Annotated in this window: 15 protein-coding genes and 1 tRNA gene; all 16 read left to right on the top strand. The window is 51.8% G+C overall.

The genetic code is table 11. The annotated features are described in order from the left end of the window. Positions 1 to 30: 30 nt before the first annotated feature. The 16 genes from ACTRC3_RS01605 to ACTRC3_RS01530 all read left to right on the top strand — a co-directional run bounded on the left by ACTRC3_RS01605 (position 31) and on the right by ACTRC3_RS01530 (position 19,429). Positions 31 to 1,020, top strand: a complete 990-nt coding sequence (locus ACTRC3_RS01605; protein WP_440321033.1) for a tRNA-dihydrouridine synthase — start codon at positions 31 to 33, stop codon at positions 1,018 to 1,020. Positions 1,021 to 1,154: 134 nt separating this feature from the next. Continuing rightward, positions 1,155 to 2,486: a phosphoglucosamine mutase gene (glmM, locus tag ACTRC3_RS01600; RefSeq protein WP_440321031.1), complete on the top strand. Its 1,332-nt coding sequence runs from the start codon at positions 1,155 to 1,157 to the stop codon at positions 2,484 to 2,486. Between the two features lie 31 nt (positions 2,487 to 2,517). Beyond that, positions 2,518 to 3,435 carry a nucleotidyltransferase family protein gene (locus tag ACTRC3_RS01595; RefSeq protein ID WP_440321029.1) on the top strand — a complete coding sequence of 306 codons (918 nt, stop codon included), beginning with the start codon at positions 2,518 to 2,520 and terminating at the stop codon, positions 3,433 to 3,435. 45 nt (positions 3,436 to 3,480) lie between these two features. Continuing rightward, complete coding sequence (locus ACTRC3_RS01590; RefSeq protein ID WP_349163747.1) at positions 3,481 to 5,214, top strand: ABC transporter ATP-binding protein; 1,734 nt, start codon at positions 3,481 to 3,483, stop codon at positions 5,212 to 5,214. A 124-nt stretch (positions 5,215 to 5,338) separates the two neighbouring features. After that, entirely contained in the window at positions 5,339 to 6,241 is a 903-nt protein-coding gene (locus ACTRC3_RS01585; protein WP_440321027.1) for a DUF2156 domain-containing protein, read from the top strand. A 39-nt stretch (positions 6,242 to 6,280) separates the two neighbouring features. Next, positions 6,281 to 7,336, top strand: coding sequence for a histidinol-phosphate transaminase (hisC, locus tag ACTRC3_RS01580; RefSeq protein ID WP_349163745.1), 1,056 nt, complete (start codon positions 6,281 to 6,283; stop codon positions 7,334 to 7,336). Positions 7,337 to 7,342: 6 nt separating this feature from the next. Then, entirely contained in the window at positions 7,343 to 7,852 is a 510-nt protein-coding gene (locus tag ACTRC3_RS01575; RefSeq protein ID WP_349163744.1) for a COG2426 family protein, read from the top strand. Between the two features lie 39 nt (positions 7,853 to 7,891). Continuing rightward, complete coding sequence (locus ACTRC3_RS01570; protein ID WP_440321025.1) at positions 7,892 to 8,833, top strand: diacylglycerol/lipid kinase family protein; 942 nt, start codon at positions 7,892 to 7,894, stop codon at positions 8,831 to 8,833. Between the two features lie 419 nt (positions 8,834 to 9,252). Then, positions 9,253 to 11,376, top strand: a complete 2,124-nt coding sequence (locus tag ACTRC3_RS01565; protein WP_440321023.1) for a glutamine synthetase III family protein — start codon at positions 9,253 to 9,255, stop codon at positions 11,374 to 11,376. Between the two features lie 214 nt (positions 11,377 to 11,590). Further along, positions 11,591 to 13,702 (top strand): glutamine synthetase III family protein, encoded by a 2,112-nt coding sequence (locus ACTRC3_RS01560; protein ID WP_440321022.1) that lies wholly within the window; start codon positions 11,591 to 11,593, stop codon positions 13,700 to 13,702. A 154-nt stretch (positions 13,703 to 13,856) separates the two neighbouring features. Further along, positions 13,857 to 14,976, top strand: a protein-coding gene (gene prfB / locus ACTRC3_RS01555) for a peptide chain release factor 2 (protein ID WP_435391108.1) whose coding sequence is annotated in 2 segments (ribosomal slippage) — positions 13,857 to 13,931 and positions 13,933 to 14,976 — 1,119 coding nt in all. Because the reading frame shifts where the segments join, the coding sequence is not laid out codon by codon here. Positions 14,977 to 15,123: 147 nt separating this feature from the next. Beyond that, positions 15,124 to 15,567 carry an ACT domain-containing protein gene (locus tag ACTRC3_RS01550; protein WP_158361781.1) on the top strand — a complete coding sequence of 148 codons (444 nt, stop codon included), beginning with the start codon at positions 15,124 to 15,126 and terminating at the stop codon, positions 15,565 to 15,567. Between the two features lie 39 nt (positions 15,568 to 15,606). Continuing rightward, a complete protein-coding gene (locus ACTRC3_RS01545; protein WP_440321020.1) occupies positions 15,607 to 16,824 on the top strand; it encodes a homoserine dehydrogenase in 1,218 nt (405 codons plus the stop codon). 6 nt (positions 16,825 to 16,830) lie between these two features. Next, entirely contained in the window at positions 16,831 to 18,042 is a 1,212-nt protein-coding gene (locus ACTRC3_RS01540; protein ID WP_440321018.1) for a cofactor-independent phosphoglycerate mutase, read from the top strand. Further along, a complete protein-coding gene (locus tag ACTRC3_RS01535) occupies positions 18,042 to 19,250 on the top strand; it encodes an aspartate kinase (protein WP_349163734.1) in 1,209 nt (402 codons plus the stop codon). Before ACTRC3_RS01540 ends, ACTRC3_RS01535 begins: the two co-directional genes overlap by 1 nt. A 107-nt stretch (positions 19,251 to 19,357) precedes the next feature. Further along, a tRNA-Glu gene (locus ACTRC3_RS01530) sits at positions 19,358 to 19,429 on the top strand. Positions 19,430 to 19,476 lie beyond the last annotated feature (47 nt).

The raw sequence follows: 19,476 nt of genomic DNA, 5'->3' as shown, positions 1-19,476 counted from the left end.
AAGAATAAAAGGGAACAGGAGCACACAGCCATGCCGATATCACGCATCTATCTGGCCCCCATGGAGGGCGTCACTACCTTCATCTACCGCAATGCCCACGCAGCCGTCTACGGTCCGCTGGACAAATATTTCACCCCGTTTCTGGAGCCGCATGAGAAGCGCAGCATGAAAACCAAGGAGCGAAACGAGGTGCTGTCACAGCACAATGAGGGACTGTACGTGGTGCCGCAGATTCTGACGAACCATGCAGAAGGCTTTCTGGAGCTAACTGAGACCCTGCAGGAAATGGGGTATCAGGAAATCAACCTGAACCTGGGCTGTCCGTCCAAAACCGTAGTCACCCGGGGCAAGGGCGCAGGCTTCCTGGCATCCCCGGAGGAATTGGAAGGATTTCTGGACATGGTTTTCAAGGACCTTCCCGGGAAAATGAAGCTGTCGGTGAAGACCCGCATCGGCATGGAAGCGGACGAAGAGTTTGAAAAGCTGTTAGCTGTCTATAACCGCTATCCGCTCTATGAGCTGATTATCCATCCGAGATTACAGGCTGATTATTATAAAAATACGCCGCGGAAAGAAGTCTTCCGCTGCGCTCTGGAGAAGAGTAAAGCGCCTCTCTGCTATAATGGAGACTTATTTACGGAAAAACAGATCGCGGAGTTCGAGAAAGAATTCCCGCAGGAGGAATGCGTAATGCTGGGGCGCGGCATCATCCTGAATCCGGGACTTCCGGTTACCATGCGGGGCGGGGATTTAAAATGGGATGAGAAAACCTGTCGGGAAAAATTCCGGGAATTTCAGCAGCGTCTGGTGGACGGCTACCGGGCGTTGGATATCGGCGACCGGAACGTCTTATATAAGGTAAAAGAGCTCTGGTTTTATCAGAGCCACCTCTTCGAGCATGCGGAGAAGTACAGCAAGAAAATCAAAAAGGCTCAGAATCTGGAAACCTATCTGGAATGCGTCCGGGAGCTGACCGACTGCTGTCGGATCGCACCGCCGGGGAGCTTGGGAAAAGGCTGAAATAAAATAAACCTTGTGTATTTGCCAGATTTTGATATAATAAAGGCAAAGTATCACTCAGCAGGCGCAGTGCGCTCATTTTCAGGCAAATGGATTCTTTGTCTGCACAACTGACAGTGAAAAAGGAGTAGAATATGGGAAAGTATTTTGGAACCGACGGCTTTCGCGGAGAGGCCAATGTAAAACTGACCGTAGAACACGCATTTAAGGTAGGAAGATACCTGGGATGGTATTATGGAAGAGAGCACAAGGCGAAGATTGTGATCGGTAAAGATACAAGAAGAAGCAGCTATATGTTTGAGTACGCCCTGGCAGCAGGCATCACAGCCTCCGGCGCGGACGCGTATCTGTTACACGTGACCACGACCCCCAGCGTATCCTATGTGGTACGGACCGAGGGCTTTGACTGCGGTATCATGATTTCTGCCAGCCACAACCCGTTCTATGATAATGGAATCAAGGTTATCAACGGCCAGGGTCACAAGCTGGAGGCCGAGGTAGAGGAGAAGATTGAGGCGTATATTGATGGCAAGACCGAGGAGCGCCCGCTGGCCACAAGAGAGGACATCGGAAGAACCATCGATTTTGCGGCAGGAAGAAACCGCTATATCGGTTATCTGATTTCTCTGCCGACCCGTTCCTTTAAGAACATCCGGGTGGGCCTGGACTGCTCCAACGGCAGCTCTTCCGCCATCGCCAAGAGCGTATTTGACGCCCTGGGAGCCAAGACCTATGTGATCAACAACGAGCCGGACGGTACCAACATCAATACGAACTGTGGTTCCACGCACATCGAGATCCTGCAGAAATTCGTGAAGGAGCAGGGACTGGACGTGGGCTTCGCTTACGACGGTGACGCGGATCGCTGCATCGCGGTAGACGAGAACGGCGAAGTGGTGGACGGCGACCGGATTCTTTATGTGTGCGGAAAGTACATGATGGAGCAGGGCGCGCTGAAGGACAATACCATCGTTACCACCGTTATGTCCAATCTGGGACTTTACAAGGCCTGCGATCAGGTGGGACTGCGTTATGAGAAGACAGCAGTCGGTGACAAATATGTCTATGAGAATATGTCCAAAAACGGTTATCAGCTGGGCGGCGAGCAGTCCGGACACATCATTTTCAGCAAACACGCGACCACCGGCGACGGCATCCTGACTTCCCTGAAGATCATGGAGGTCATGCTGGAGAAGAAGGCTTCTCTGGGTACTCTGGCAGGCGAAGTGAAGATTTATCCGCAGCTGCTGCAGAACCTGCGGGTACAGGATATGGACGCGACTTTGAATCATCCGGATGTGCAGAAGGCCATCAAAGAGGTGGAGGACCGTCTGGGAACCGAGGGACGCGTTCTGGTCAGAAAGAGCGGAACCGAGCCACTGCTTCGCGTCATGGTAGAAGCTTTGAGTGACGAGCTCTGCGAGGAGAGTGTACTGCATATCATCAATGCGATGAAAAGCGTATAAATAGGGAGAAAATCATAGGGAGGATATCACAATGAAGAAAACAGCACTGGTTGTTATGGCAGCCGGAATCGGAAGCCGTTTTGGCGGCGGTATCAAGCAGCTGGAGCCGGTAGGACCCAGCGGAGAGATCATCATGGATTATTCCATCCATGACGCTCTGGAGGCAGGATTCAATAAAGTCGTATTCATCATCCGTAAGGATCTGGAGAAGGATTTCAAAGAGATCATCGGTAACCGTATCGAGAAGATCACCGAGGTCGAGTACGCGTTCCAGGCTATTGACAATCTGCCGGAAGGCTTTTCTGTACCGGAAGGACGTACCAAGCCCTGGGGAACCGGCCAGGCAGTCTTAAGCTGCAAAGGACTTCTGGAGGAGCCGTTTGTTGTTATCAACGCGGACGATTACTACGGAAAAGAAGCGTTCGTAAAGGTACATGATTATCTGGTGGCCGATCATGAGGATACCGGAAAATTTGATTTCTGTATGGCAGGCTTCATCCTGGGCAATACCCTGAGTGATAATGGAGCGGTTACCCGTGGCATCTGCCAGGTTAAGGACGGCTTCCTGACTGACGTGGTAGAGACAGGCGGCATCGTGAAGTACGAGGGCGGCGCAGCCGTACCGGGCGAGGGCGACAAGCTGGTTCCGGTAGATGCAGACAGCTATGTATCCATGAACATGTGGGGTCTGACCCCGGAGTTCCTGGACGTGGTAGAGACCGGATTTGCTGATTTTCTGAAGAATGTGAAGCCGGGCGATATCAAAGCGGAGTATCTGCTGCCGGGTATCATTGATGAGCTGCTGAAGAGCGGCAAGGCAACCGTCCGCGTGCTGGAGACCAAGGACAAATGGTTCGGAGTTACATACAAAGAGGATAAGCAGTCTGTAGTGGATTCCTTCAAGAAGCTGATTGCGGACGGCGTATACAATGAGAAATTATTTTCATAAGCAAGGCTAAGGGCGTCCGCGTGGCGCCCTTAAATTAGGTAGAATATGAGTAAAACAAACAACAAAAAGGTAAGCATTTTTTCTTATTATGGACCCTATAAGGGTCTTTTGGCGTTAGACCTGTTTTTCGCCACTCTGGGTGCCAGTGTAACGCTGGTTATGCCGTTGATCGTCCGGTATATTACCGGTACCGTCATTTATGAGGAGAGTGGCGCAGCCTGGCAGACCATCGTACGGCTGAGCGTGCTGATGCTGGTACTTCTTCTGGTAGAGCTGGGCTGCAATTTTTATATCACGTACTGGGGGCATCTGATGGGCGCACGTATGGAATACGGGATGCGCAATGACATTTTCGGGCATTATCAGAAGCTGGCCTTCACCTTCTATGACAACCAGAAGGTGGGTCAGCTCATGTCCCGGGTCACCAATGATCTGTTTGACATTACAGAGCTTCTGCACCATGGACCGGAAGATATCATTATCTCTCTGATTAAAATTGTGGGAGCGCTGGTGATTCTGGGGCATATCAATATGCGCCTGACGATTCTCACCGCATGCTTCCTGCCCTTTATCCTGGCCTTTGCTCTGTATCTGAACAAGCGGATGAAGCGGGTCTTTAAGGAGAACCGCGTAAAGATGGCAGATATCAACGGACAGATTGAGGACAACCTGTCCGGTATCCGGGTGGTAAAATCCTTTGCCAATGAAGACATAGAGATGCGAAAATTCAAGAAAGGAAATGAGCGTTTTCTGGCTACCAAGCGCCGCAGCTATCTCTATATGGGGACCTATCAGTCGGTACTGAACGCTATGCTGACAGCTGTGACGATTGTGGTAGTACTGGCCGGCTCCAGACTGATTGTAGATGGCAATATGGCCATTCCGGATCTGATCACATTCCTTTTATATATTGCAAACTTTACGGAGCCGGTAAAGAAACTCATTAACTTTACCGAACAGTTCCAGAATGGTTATTCTGGCTACACCAGATTTCGGGAAATCATGGATATCGAGCCGGATATTGCGGACAAAGAAGGCGCAAAGACGCTTACAGATGTGTGTGGAACGGTGGAGTTTCGGGATGTATCCTTCCGGTATGAGGACGCCACGGAGAAGGTGCTGGATCATGTGAGCCTTAACGTGCCGGCAGGCAGCTATGTGGCCCTGGTGGGTTCTTCCGGCGGCGGCAAGACGACCCTTTGCAGCCTGATTCCCAGGTTTTACGATGTGACCGGCGGAAGTGTCTGCATTGACGGAAATGATGTCCGCGATGTAACCCTTCAGAGCCTGCGTGAAAATATCGGTATCGTGCAGCAGGATGTCTATCTCTTTGCCGGAACAGTCATGGATAACATTCTCTACGGCAGACCGGATGCTACCCGGGAAGAAGTGATTGAGGCGGCCAGGAACGCCAATGCCCATGATTTCATTATGGAACTGCCGGATGGCTATGACACGGATATCGGCCAGCGGGGCGTGAAGCTCTCCGGCGGTCAGAAGCAGCGTCTCTCCATCGCGAGAGTATTCCTGAAGAATCCGCGCATTCTTATTTTCGATGAGGCCACCAGCGCTCTGGACAATGAGAGCGAGCGCATCGTGCAGGAATCCCTGGAAACCCTGGCGAAGGATCGGACCACCTTCGTCATAGCGCACCGGTTATCTACGATACGCAATGCGGAGCGCATCCTGGTGCTGACCGAGAACGGCATCGCGGAAGAAGGAACCCACGAGGAGCTGATGGCCATGCACGGGGCCTATGAGAAGCTCTACAATATGTAAAATCTGAGCAAAAGAAAAAGCGCGGGGTTACTTGAACTTCGCGCTTTTTTGCGATAGAATAGATATTCATGAAAAATGAGTGGAATACTAAGAGGAAAGAAAAAGATATAAAAGGGAAAGATTTATGGAATTAAAAATGAAACGTCCGGAGATGGAGGACCGGGAAATGTTGAATCGGTATCTGTCCTATGCGGATACCAGAAGCTGTGAGATGGTCTTCGGTAATATTTATCTGTGGTCCCGGTTTTATAATACGGGCTTTGCCATCGTGGAGGACAATCTGGTGTTCGGCGAGGTAGACGGCGTCTATTCTTATACCTTTCCGGTGGGACCGGGAGATAAGAAAAAGACTATCGATGCGCTGAGGGAGCATTGCAAAGAAAATGGAGAAAATTTCCAACTACACAACATCACGAAAGAGGATTTCGCGAAGCTGGAGGAACTGTATCCGGGCCGCTTTGAGATCAAGTATGACCGGAATTACGCCGACTATGTCTATGAGACCGAGAAGCTGGCGAAGCTCTCCGGCAAGAAGTATCACAGCAAGAAGAATCATGTGAATAAATTCATGAGCCTCTACGAGGACTGGGCCTACGAGCCGATTACCAAAGACAACGTGGAGGAGTGCTTCCAGATGATCCTGGAGTGGCGGCATGAAAACGGCTGCGACGGGGACGAGGAGAAGAATGCAGAGATCTGTGTAGCGCAGAATGCGTTGCGGTTATACGACGAGCTGGGATTCCGGGGTGGCGCGCTGCGTGTGAATGGCAAAATCGCAGCCTGCACCATCGGTGAGCCTGGCAACAAGAAGGATACCCTGATTGTCCATATTGAGAAGGCTCTGACCGAGGTGCAGGGAGCCTACACAGTCATCAACCAGCAGTTCGCCCTTCATGAGGGAGCGGCTTACCGGTATCTGAACCGGGAGGAGGATCTGGGCGAAGATGGTCTCAGGCAGGCAAAAATGTCTTACAAACCGGTATTTTTAATTGAAAAAGGGGTTGTAAGAGAGAAAGGTCTATTGTAAGATAGGAATATTCTTAGATTGCAAAAGAGGAGTCAGATTATGAAAGCATGGGAAGCAAATGTCCGCAAAGTCGTTCCCTATACACCGGGCGAACAGCCGAACCGGCCGGGCATGATCAAACTGAATACCAATGAAAACCCGTATCCGCCCGCGCCGGGCGTGCTGAAGGCCCTGGAAGAGCTGGATACCGGTCGCCTGCGGCTCTATCCGGATCCGGCAGTGTCCGAACTGGTGAATGCGCTGGCAGAATATTATCATAAGGATCCGTCCTGCATCTTCGTTGGCGTGGGTTCCGATGATGTGATTGCCATGGCGTTCCAGACATTTTTTAATTCGGAAAAGCCGATTCTGTTCCCGGACATCAGCTATTCCTTCTACAGTGTCTGGGCGGATCTGTTCGGAATCAAGTATGAGCGCCCCGCTCTGGATGCAGATTTCCGGATTGTGAAGGCGGATTATTTTAAGGAAAACGGCGGCATTATTTTTCCGAACCCCAATGCGCCCACCGGTATCTATATGGAACTCGACCAGGTGGAGGAAATCATTTCCGGGAATCCGGACAGCATCGTGATTGTGGACGAGGCTTATGTGGATTTCGCCGGCCCTTCCGCCATGGAGCTGGTAGACAAGTATGATAACCTGCTGGTGGTACAGACCTTTTCCAAGTCCCGTTCCCTGGCCGGTATGCGGATTGGCTTCGCTGTGGGACAGCCCAGGCTTATCAAATACCTGAACGATGTAAAATATTCCTTTAATTCCTACACGATGAATCTGCCGAGCATCAAGCTTGGCGCGGCTGCCGTGAAGGATGAGGCTTATTTTAGAGAAACTGTGGGCAAAATTGTGGCCACAAGAGAACGCGTGAAGAAGGAACTTACGGATCTTGGCTTTACCTTCCCGGACTCTCAGTCTAACTTTATTTTTGCCACACATAAGAGCTGGCCTGCAAAGGAGCTCTTTGAGGAACTAAAGAAAGAAGACATCTATGTGCGTTATTTCGCGTCCCCGCGAATCGACAATTATCTGCGGATCACCGTGGGCACAGATGAAGAAATGGATGCATTGCTTGCATTCCTGCGAAAGAAAGGAAATTAATTTATTATGACAGAAACACTGGTACAATGGTTTGTGCAGAATCTGGGCGGATCTGCGGCGAAAGAGCTGATTATTTTTATTATTTCCATGATTCCGATCCTGGAGCTCCGTGGCGGCCTTCTGGCAGCCGGACCGGCATTTTTAAATGTGCCCATGTGGCGCGCGATTCCCATCTGCATCATCGGCAATCTGATTCCGGTGCCGTTTATTCTGCTTTTTATCACGAAGATTTTTACCTGGCTGAAGGGCACGAAGCATCTGAAGCCCTTTGTGGAAAAGATGGAAAACCGGGCCATGAACAAGAAGGAGCAGATCGAAAGATACGAGTTTTGGGGACTTTTATTATTTGTAGGCATCCCACTTCCGGGTACCGGCGCATGGACCGGCTCCCTGATTGCGGCCCTGCTCGGCATCAAGTTTAAGAAGGCGTTCCCGGCGGTTACGCTCGGCATTCTGCTGGCGTCCTTCATTATGACGGTGTTGTCCTATACCGTTATCGGCGGTATCTTTGCTTAACAATTGTGGTGTGATTGCTTTTGACGAGGTGATTTGAAAATGCTGCATTTAGAGAAGAAACTGTTTTTTATCTATAATCCCCATGCAGGAAAAGAAAATATCAGAGGAAAGCTGTACGGTATCATTCAGGCCATGTCCGACGCCGGTTACGCGATTACCATTTACCCGACCCGCGCGCCTCAGGACGCTATAGAGCAGGTTCGGGATTTGCCGGACGATTACGACCTGGTGGTCTGCAGCGGCGGCGACGGTACTCTGGACGAGGTCATGACCGGTATGATGCAGAGAAAGCATAAGATTCCGGTGGGCTATATTCCGGCGGGTTCCTGCAATGATTTCGCCAGATCCTTACAGATTCCCAATAATATGGATCAGGCGGCAGAAATCGCCGTGCGGGGTGTCAATTATTCCATCGATGTGGGTTCCTTAAATGACCGCAATTTCATCTATGTGGCGGCCTTTGGCATCTTTACGGATGTGTCTTACACGACGAAGCAGGAAATGAAGAATGTGCTGGGCCATATGGCTTACGTGCTGGAGGGCATGAAACAGCTCATGAATGTGAAGTCCTACAAGCTGAAGGTTACCAGCGAAGAGGCCACCTTTGAAGGGGATTTCCTCTTTGGGATGATTACCAATTCCAAGTCGGTGGGTGGCTTTAAGAGTATCATCGGAAAAAATGTGATTTTCGATGACGGGGTCTTTGAGATGACCTTTATTATGCGGCCAAAGAATCCCATGGAGCTGCAGGAGATTCTGGCGGCGCTGCTGATCGAACAGATTGATACCAAGTATATGTATTCTTTCCGGAGCTCCCGGGTGGTGATTGAATCCGAGGAGTCGGTGCCCTGGACGCTGGATGGTGAGTTCGGCGGCGAGCACACGCATGTGGAGATTACGAACAACCAGAGGGCGGTGGAGATCCGCATGCCGGAGGAGGTTCGGGATACGCTGGTGGCTGAGGAAGAAGAAGGATATTAAAAATAAATAGTGAACTGCCAAGAATAGCCTGGGTTCCTCTGTGGAACAACGCGGATTTTGCTACTCCTCGCAGGCGGCTTATTCGCATCTGACCGGCCAACTCGGGTCCAGGGACCCTCAAACAGAGCCTCCTTCAGATGCTGCCAGCCTGCTCGTCCCTACGCAAAATTCGCTAACGTTCCCAAGGGGGACCCAGGCTATTCTTGGCAGAGAGTAAAAGGATGATGGTGATTCGTAAATAGGGCGGTATGAAGGTATAGGGATTTACTTCATATAGTGATAAACGGATAGTAGAAGAAATAATAAAAAACAGGGGTTTTTTATATCGACAGCAGAAAAAAATCGTGTTAAAGTACTAGGTAAAGAAATTTTTTGTGAGATATGGTAACTGACAACAAAGAGAATACGGGGAGAGGATTATGGAAGGGAAGACGAATATTTCCGAGATTTTCGGCGAAAATGTGTTTAATGATACGGTGATGCAGGAACGGCTGCCGAAGAAGATTTATAAGGAGCTGAAGCAGACTATCCGGGAGGGTAAGGAGCTTGACCTGGCGGTGGCTGATGTGGTGGCCCATGAGATGAAGGAATGGGCGCTGGAGCAGGGCGCAACCCATTATTCCCATTGGTTCCAGCCTCTGACCGGTGCGACGGCGGAGAAGCATGACGCGTTTTTGTCCGCGCCCAAGGCGGATGGGAAGGTACTGATGGAGTTCTCCGGTAAAGAATTGGTAAAGGGTGAGCCGGACGCGTCTTCTTTCCCGTCCGGAGGCCTTCGCGCCACTTTTGAGGCGAGAGGTTATACGGCCTGGGACTGCACTTCTCCGGCTTTTGTGAAGAAGGATGAGGACGGTTCCCGGGCAATTCTGTATATTCCGACGGCGTTCTGCTCTTATAAGGGTGAGGCTCTCGATCAGAAGACGCCGCTGCTTCGTTCCATGGAGGCCATTAATAAGCAGTCTTTACGCCTGCTCAGACTATTTGGCAATACGACTTCCAACCGTGTGACACCGTCTGTGGGTGTGGAGCAGGAGTATTTCCTGGTGGATCGGGAGAAGTATCTGAAGCGAAAGGATCTGATTTTTACCGGTCGGACTCTGTTTGGCGCCATGCCGCCGAAAGGACAGGAGCTGGATGATCATTATTTCGGTGTTATCCGCGAGCGGATTGCGGATTTCATGGAGGATGTAAATAAGGAGCTGTGGAAGCTGGGCGTGTCTGCCAAGACCCAGCACAATGAGGTGGCTCCGGGTCAGCATGAACTGGCTCCCATTTATGCGGAGTGTAATGTGGCCGTGGATCACAATCAGCTGATTATGGAGACGTTGAAGAAGGTGGCTTATCTTCATGGCCTGCAGTGTCTGCTTCATGAGAAGCCTTTTGCCGGGGTCAATGGTTCCGGTAAGCACAATAACTGGTCTCTGACTACCGATGACGGCATCAATCTTCTGGATCCGGGTAAAACGCCCCATGAGAATATCCAGTTTCTGCTGGTGCTGACCTGTATCCTGAAGGCCGTGGATGAGCATGCGGCCCTGCTTCGGGAGTCTGCTTCCGATGTGGGAAATGATCACCGTCTGGGCGCCAACGAGGCTCCGCCTGCGATTATCTCTGTTTATCTGGGCGACCAGCTGGAGGATGTGCTGTCTCAGCTTATCAGTACGGGTGAGGCGACCCACAGCATCAAGGGCGGCCATCTGCACACTGGTGTGCGGACCCTGCCGGATTTCGCCAAGGACGCCACCGACCGGAACCGTACTTCCCCCTTCGCGTTTACCGGTAATAAATTTGAGTTCCGTATGGTCGGATCCCGTGATTCCGTGGCAGAGCCCAATGTGGTGCTGAATACCATTGCCGCAGAGGCATTTTCCGATGCCTGCGACGTGCTGGAGAAGGCGGACGACTTCGATATGGCCGTTCATGACCTGATCAAGCAGTACGCTTCTGAGCATCAGCGCATCGTATTCAACGGAAATGGTTATTCCGATGAGTGGGTAGAGGAGGCAGAGCGCAGAGGCCTGCCGAATATCAAGACCATGGTAGACTCCATTCCGGTGCTGAGTGAGGAGAAAACCGTACAGCTCTTTGAGAAGTTTGGCGTTTTCACCCGTGCCGAACTGGAATCCCGTGCGGAGATACAGTATGAGGCCTATTCCAAGGCAATTAACATTGAGGCGCGTTCCATGATTGATATTGCCAGCAAGCACATCATCCCTTCTGTGCTGCAGTATACCACCGCATTGGCAACCTCTATCAATCAGATTCGTTCTGCCTGCGCCGAGGCCAACATCAGTGTGCAGATCGAGCTTCTGAAGGATTGTTCTTCTCTGCTGGCCGCCACGAAGGCTGCTCTGAAAGCCCTGAGCGAAGTAACCGAGAAGGCAGCAGCCACGACAGAAGGACGGGAGAGAGCTGTCTATATTCTGGAAAATGTAGTTCCCGCCATGGCAGCACTCCGCCAGCCTGTAGACAAGCTGGAGATGCTGGTAGCCAAGGATATGTGGCCCATGCCGTCTTATGGGGATCTGCTGTTTGAGGTATAGATTTATGCAATTTTACAGAAAATAATAAAATAAATCGAAAAAAACCTGTAACATTGCAAAAAAATGAAAGTTTTATGATTTTGCACTTGATTTTTGAAAAAAAGCGGTGTAAGGTATTAGCATATTTGAAAGCGATGTGAACGAGGGCGTTCCGGTTATAGCCGGAGCGCCCTCTTTTGATCGGATTCTATTACACAGAAAGGTGGAGTCTATTATGAGTGAATTTACGAATGTAGCTGAAATCTTTGGTTCCAACGTATTCAACGACGCGGTGATGCAGGAGCGTCTGCCGAAGAAGGTGTACAAGGAGCTGAAAAAGACCATCGAGGAGGGCAAGGAGCTTGACCTGGCGACGGCAGACGTCATTGCCCATGAGATGAAGGAATGGGCCATCGAAAAGGGCGCTACCCATTACACCCACTGGTTCCAGCCGCTGACCGGCGTGACCGCTGAGAAGCACGATTCCTTTATCAGCGCCCCGGATAAGAACGGCAAGGTGCTGATGAGCTTTTCTGGCAAAGAGCTGATCAAGGGCGAGCCGGACGCGTCTTCTTTCCCGTCAGGCGGACTTCGCGCTACCTTCGAGGCCAGAGGCTATACCGCATGGGACTGCACCTCTCCCGCATTTGTAAGACAGGATGCAGCAGGCGCGACCCTTTGCATTCCGACCGCGTTCTGTTCCTATACAGGTGAGGCGCTTGACCAGAAGACGCCGCTCTTACGTTCCATGGAAGCCATCAACACAGAAGCGCTGAGACTGCTGCGTCTCTTCGGAAATACCACATCCGGGAGAGTGACCCCGTCCGTAGGACCGGAGCAGGAGTACTTCCTGGTAGACAAGGCAAAATATCTGCAGAGAAAAGACCTGATTTACACCGGTCGTACCCTGTTCGGAGCCATGCCTCCCAAGGGACAGGAGCTGGATGACCATTACTTCGGAAACATCCGTCAGCGTATCGCAGCCTTCATGAAGGAGGTCAACGAGGAGCTGTGGAAGCTGGGCGTCACAGCCAAGACCCAGCACAATGAGGTAGCGCCGGCGCAGCATGAGCTGGCACCGATTTACGCCGAGTGCAATGTGGCCGTAGACCACAACCAGATCGTTATGAAGACCCTGAAGATGGTAGCCTGCCGTCACGGACTGCAGTGTCTGCTTCATGAGAAGCCCTTTGCAGGCGTCAATGGTTCCGGTAAGCACAACAACTGGTCCATCACCACAGACGACGGCATCAATCTGCTGGATCCGGGCACCACACCTCATGAGAATATTCAGTTCCTGCTGGTACTGGCCTGCATCCTGAAAGCCGTAGATACACACGCAGATCTGCTCCGTGAGTCCGCAGCGGACGTCGGAAACGACCACCGTCTGGGCGCAAACGAGGCACCGCCCGCTATCATTTCCGTATTTCTGGGCGAGCAGCTGGAGGATGTGGTAGAGCAGCTTATCAGCACCGGCGAGGCGACACACAGCCTGAAGGGCGGAAAGCTGGAGACCGGCGTGAAGACCCTGCCGGATCTGACCAAGGACGCTACCGACCGTAACCGTACTTCACCCTTTGCCTTCACCGGCAACAAGTTTGAGTTCCGTATGGTAGGCTCCAAGGATTCCATCGCGGCTCCGAACATTGTACTGAACACCATCGTGGCAGAGGCGTTTGCAGAGGCCTGCGACGTGCTGGAGAAGGCAGACGACTTTGAGATGGCTGTACACGACCTGATTAAGAAGTATCTGACTGAGCATCAGAGAATCATTTTCAATGGAAACGGTTACTCTGACGCCTGGGTAGAGGAGGCAGAGCGCCGCGGACTTCCGAACATCAAGTCCATGGTAGACGCGATCCCGGCCCTGACCACCGACAAGGCCATCGGTCTGTTCGAGAAGTTCCACGTATTCACCAAGGCTGAGCTGGAATCCCGTGCGGAAATCCAGTACGAGACCTACGCAAAGGCCATTAACATCGAGGCCAAGGCCATGATCGATATCGCAAGCAAGCAGATTATTCCGGCAGTCATCAAGTACACCAAGTCCCTGGCAGACACCGTGAACTCCGTAACTGCAGCAGGCGCGGAGGCAAGCGTACAGAGCGAGCTTCTGGCTGAGACCAGCGGACTGCTTTCTGATACCAAGGTAGCCCTGCAGAAGCTGATTGACCTTGACAAGAAGTCCGAGGAGGTTCCGGAGGGAACCGAACTGGCACACTATTTCCACGAGGAAATCGTACCAGCTATGGCCGAGCTCCGCGCCCCGGTTGACGCCCTGGAGATGATCGTCGACAAAGAGATGTGGCCGATGCCGTCCTATGGCGATCTGATGTTTGAGGTATAAGTAGTACATAATATAGGAAAGAAAGGGAGCTTCGCCGTCAGGCGAGGCTCCTTTTTCGGGCTGTTTCGCACATTTCTCTTGCGTCCGTGTACGCCCTTTGCTATACTTAAAAATAACGCACAGACGCGAATTGTATAAAGAAAGAGGTGGGAAAATGGTAGAATTAGATCAGTTTAAATACACACTGAACGGCTATCAGGGACCATTAGTAGAATTGAGGGATTCACTTTGACCTGGCTAACAAGGCAAAGCGAATCGAGGAATTAGAGAGAGAGATGGAGGCTCCCGGCTACTGGGATGACCCGGAGAAGTCCCAGGAAGGCATGAAGGAGCTGAAAAACTTAAAGGACGAGGCAGAGGATTATCACGCCCTGGAGCAGCAGTACGAGGACATTGAGACACTGATTGAGATGGGAAATGAGGAAAATGACCCGGATCTGGTGCCGGAGGTCCAGGCGGAGCTGGAGGCCTTTGCAGCCAAGCTGGATTCCATGACCATCAAGACCCTGCTGTCCGGAGAATATGACCGAAACAACGCAATTCTGAAGCTGAACGCAGGCGCGGGCGGCACCGAGAGCTGCGACTGGGCGGGCATGCTGTACCGCATGTATACACGCTGGGCGGAGCGCCACGGCTTCACAGTGGAAGTGTTGGACTATCTGGACGGAGATGAGGCCGGTATCAAGTCTGTGACCTTTCAGGTCAACGGTGAGAATGCTTACGGTTATCTGAAGTCCGAGAAGGGCGTCCACCGTCTGGTACGTATCTCCCCGTTCAATGCACAGGGTAAGCGTCAGACATCCTTCGTATCCCTGGACGTCATGCCGGATATCGAGGGTGATATCAATGTGGAAATTCGTGACGAGGATCTGCGTATCGATACGTATCGTTCCAGCGGCGCGGGCGGCCAGCATATCAATAAGACATCATCGGCCATCCGTATCACCCATCTGCCTACAGGTATCGTGGTACAGTGCCAGAATGAGCGTTCCCAGTTCCAGAATAAGGACAAGGCCATGCAGATGCTGAAGGCCAAGCTGTATCTCCTGGAGCAGCAGAAGAATCAGGAAATGCTGTCCGGTATCCGCGGCGAGGTTAAGGACATCGGCTGGGGCAACCAGATTCGATCCTATGTAATGCAGCCCTATACGCTGGTGAAGGATCACCGCACCGGTCAGGAAATCAGCAATGTGAACGCGGTCATGGACGGCAATATTGATCCGTTTATCAATGCGTATCTGAAATGGATTACGGTGAAACCGGAAGAAGAATAGAATATGCGCATTTTCAGATGTAGGAAATTCGTAAGAATTTTCTACATCCTTTTACTTGCAATCTTAGCTGTAGTGTGATACGATTCTAACAGTTTAATCCACGACAGACACACAAGTGTTTCTGGATAACGAACATGGAGGGAAAAGATGTCAGAAAAAAGCAAGTATTTTGTAGTCACACAGAAGGCAGTCCCCGAGGTACTTCTGAAGGTGGTAGAGGCCAAGCGTCTTCTGGACTCTTCCAAGGCCATTACTGTGCAGGAGGCCACAGACCGGGTGGGTATCAGCCGGAGCTCCTTCTATAAATATAAGGATGATATTTTTCCCTTCCATGACAATTCCAAGGGAAAAAGCATCACCTTTGTATTACAGATGGACGACGAGCCGGGACTGTTGTCCCTGGTACTGAAGACCATCGCGGATTATAAGGGCAATGTCCTGACGATCCATCAGACCATTCCGATCAACGGCGTGGCTTCCCTGACCCTGACGGTGGATATTCTGCCGACCACGGGGGATGTATCGTCCATGATCGATCAGATAGAGAGCCAGCCCGGCATCCATTATCTGAAGATCTTAGCAAGTGAATAGAGGTTCACAAATAAGATTAACAAAAGGAGCAAAAGACAAATGATTCAGATAGCAGTTATGGGCTACGGCACCGTAGGTTCAGGCGTGGTAGAGGTCCTGAGCACCAATCAGGCATCCATTGATAAGCGAGTAGGCGAAGAGGTTCGCGTCAAATATGTACTGGACCTGCGTGATTTCCCGGGCGACCCGGTAGAATCCGTTCTGGTTCACGATTTCGAGACCATTGTAAATGATCCCGAAGTAAAAGTAGTGGTCGAGGTTATGGGAGGCGTGGAGCCTGCGTATACCTTTACCAAGCGGTGTCTGCTGGCTGGAAAAAGCGTATGCACATCCAACAAGGCCCTGGTGGCAGCCCACGGTGCGGAGCTTCTTCAGATTGCGAAAGACAAGAACCTGAACTATCTCTTCGAGGCCAGCGTAGGCGGCGGCATTCCGATTATCCGTCCTCTTCAGACCTGCCTGACCGCAGATGAGATCGTGGAAATCAGCGGTATCCTGAACGGAACCACCAACTATATCCTGACCAATATGACCTACGGCGGAGCAAGCTTTGATGACGCCCTGAAGGACGCCCAGGACATGGGCTATGCGGAGCGCAATCCGGAAGCGGATGTGGAAGGCCACGACGCCTGCCGGAAAATTGCGATCCTGACTTCTCTGGTAAGTGGTCAGAGAGTGGATTTCGAAGATATCTATACCGAGGGCATCACGAAGGTAACCGCTGAGGATATCAAGTATGCCGATAAGCTTGGACGCGTGATCAAGCTTCTGGCCATGAGCAAGAAAGAAGCAGACGGCAAATATTATGCTATGGTAGCGCCGTTCCTCATCGACGCAGCCAACCCGCTTTACAGTGTAAACGGCGTGTTCAACGCTATTTTCGTAGAGGGCAATATGCTGGGCGATTCCATGTTCTATGGAAGCGGAGCAGGCAAACTCCCCACCGCCAGCGCTGTGGCAGCCGATGTGGTAGACGCATGCAAGAACCTGAACGAGAATCTGGGCTTCTACTGGAGCGATGAGAAGCTGGTTCTGGGCGACACCAGAGACGACAAGAGACGCTTCCTGGTTCGCGTGAAGGGCGACGCCCAGGCGGACAAAGCGGCTATGGAAGCCCTGTTTGGACCGGTTGAGGTTGTAGCCGCAGACCTGGCAGGTGAGTTCGGTTTTGTGACGGTCAGCTTAAGTGAAGCAGAGTACGCGGAGCGCGCCGCGAAGAGCGACAAAATTTTGAACCGCATCCGCGTGGAGGGATAGAAGGCCATGAAGTATGTGATTGTACTTGGCGACGGTATGGCTGACGAGCCCATTGAGGCTCTGGGAGACAGGACGCCGCTGGAATACGCCGAGACGCCGACCATGGATGTATTGGCGAAGAAGTCCGAGATTGGACTGGCACACACCATTCCGGAAGGTATGAAGCCGGGCAGCGATACGGCGAACCTGTCGGTACTGGGATATGACCCAAAGAAATATTATACCGGACGTTCCCCGCTGGAGGCTTTGAGCATCGGCGTGGATATGAAGCCTGACGATATCGCCCTTCGGACCAACCTGATTACCGTATCCGACGGTGACGAGCCTTATGAAGAAAAAACGATTATCGACCACAGCTCCAGCGAAATCAGCACCGAGGACGCGGCGATTTTACTGGACGCAGTCCGCAAAGAGCTGGAAAATGACAGGTATCATTTTTATGTGGGAACCAGCTACCGCCATCTGCTCATCTGGGATAAGGGAAGCGTGGTAGAGCTGACACCGCCCCACGACGTGCTGGGACGGAAGGTGGGCGATTACCTGCCGTCTGATCCGGTTCTCCGGGAAATGCAGAAGAAGAGCTATGAGATTCTCTCCAGGCATCCGCTAAATGTCAAGCGTAAGGAGCAGGGCCTGAACCCGGCCAACTCCTGCTGGTTCTGGGGCGCGGGTACCAGACCGGCCTTAAGCTCCTTTGAGGAGAAAAATCACAAAACAGGCGCCATGATTTCCGCGGTTGATCTCTTAAAGGGCATTGCGGTGGGAGCAGGCATGAAGAATATTGAGGTAGAGGGGGCCAACGGTCAGCTTCACACCAACTATGAGGGCAAGGCTCAGGCAGCCGCGGACGCGCTTTTAAAGGATGGCTATGATTTTGTCTATGTCCATGTGGAGGCTCCCGATGAAATGGGCCACCAGGGCAGTGTAGAGAGGAAGGTTCAGGCTATCGAATATCTGGATCAGCGTCTGATTGCCCGCTTAAAAGAGGCTCTGGACGCCTCCGGCGAGGATTATAGGATGATGATTCTGCCGGATCACCCGACCCCGATCTGCGTGCGGACCCACACCAGCGATCCGATTCCCTATCTGCTTTATGACAGCAGAAAGGCCTTCGAGGACGGCGCGGGCGTCTACAATGAGAAGGCGGCAAAGGCGGGCGGCATCGAAGTGATGCATGGCTACGAGCTGATCGACAAACTGTTTGAGGAGAAAAAGTAATGCTGATAGTGAAAAAATTTGGCGGAACCTCTGTAGGGGATAAGGACCGCATCATGAATGTGGCAAGAAGATGCGCAGAGGATTTCAAAAAGGGCAACGACATTGTGCTCGTCCTTTCCGCAATGGGTAAGACTACGGACGAGCTGATTGCCAAGGCGAAGGAGATTAATCCGGATCCGCCCAAGCGCGAGCTGGATATGCTTTTGACCACAGGTGAGCAGGTTTCTGTAGCGATGATGGCGATGGCTTTCGATACCATGGATATCCCGGCGGTATCCCTGAATGCGTTCCAGGTCCGGATGCACACCACCCGGGTACATGGCAATGCGCGTCTGAAACGCATTGATACAGACCGCATCATGCACGAGCTGGAGCATCGCCGTATCGTCATCGTGACCGGCTTCCAGGGCGTGAATAAATACGACAACTACACCACACTGGGCCGCGGCGGTTCCGATACCACAGCTGTAGCGCTGGCAGCCGCCCTGCACGCGGATGCCTGTGAGATCTACACGGACGTGGATGGTGTATACACAGCCGACCCGCGTATCGTACCGAAGGCGCGGAAGCTGGAGGAGATTACTTATGATGAAATGCTGGATCTGGCGACGCTTGGCGCAGGCGTTCTGCACAACCGTTCCGTGGAGATGGCGAAGAAATACGGCGTACAGCTTGTGGTACGCTCCAGCTTAAATGATCATGAAGGAACCATTGTGAAGGAGGAAACGAGCGTGGAAAGAATGTTAATCAGCGGCGTGGCGCTGGACAAAAATACAGCCAGAATTTCAGTTATCGGTCTGAAGGATGAGCCGGGTATGGCCTTCCGACTCTTCAATATGCTGGCAAAAGAGGGTATTAACGTAGACGTAATCCTGCAGTCTATCGGACGTGAGAACAGCAAGGATATCTCCTTCACGATATCCCGTGACGAGGCGGATGAGGCAGTGAAGATCATTGAGGCCAATAAGGCCCGCATTGGCTGCACCGGCATTTCCTGCAATAAGGAAGTGGTCAAAGTCTCCATCGTAGGCGCAGGCATGATGTCCAACCCGGGCGTGGCTGCGAAGATGTTCGAGGCGCTGTTCAACGAGAATATCAATATCAATATGATTTCCACATCCGAGATTCGGATCACGGTGCTGATCAACGAGAAGGATGCGGAGAGAGCAGTGAATGCGGTACATGACGCATTTGGTCTGGAAGAGTAAAAAAAACACTTGCCAAACGGGCCAAAGTGTGGTAGCATATCTAATGTTCAGGACATTTCTGTTCTGCCACACGATGGCCCCCAGGGGCAACGTAAGAAACGAGATGCGGCTCCTTGGTCAAGCGGTTAAGACATCGCCCTTTCACGGCGGTAACACGGGTTCGATTCCCGTAGGAGTCATTACGGACCCATAGCTCAGTTGGTTAGAGCAACCGGCTCATAACCGG

The organism is Laedolimicola sp. (genome assembly GCF_051972735.1).
GTDB classification, from domain to species: Bacteria; Bacillota; Clostridia; order Lachnospirales; family Lachnospiraceae; genus Laedolimicola; species Laedolimicola intestinihominis.
The sequence above is the reverse complement of the archived record's forward strand: the minus strand, read 5'-3'. Positions and strand labels throughout refer to the sequence as shown.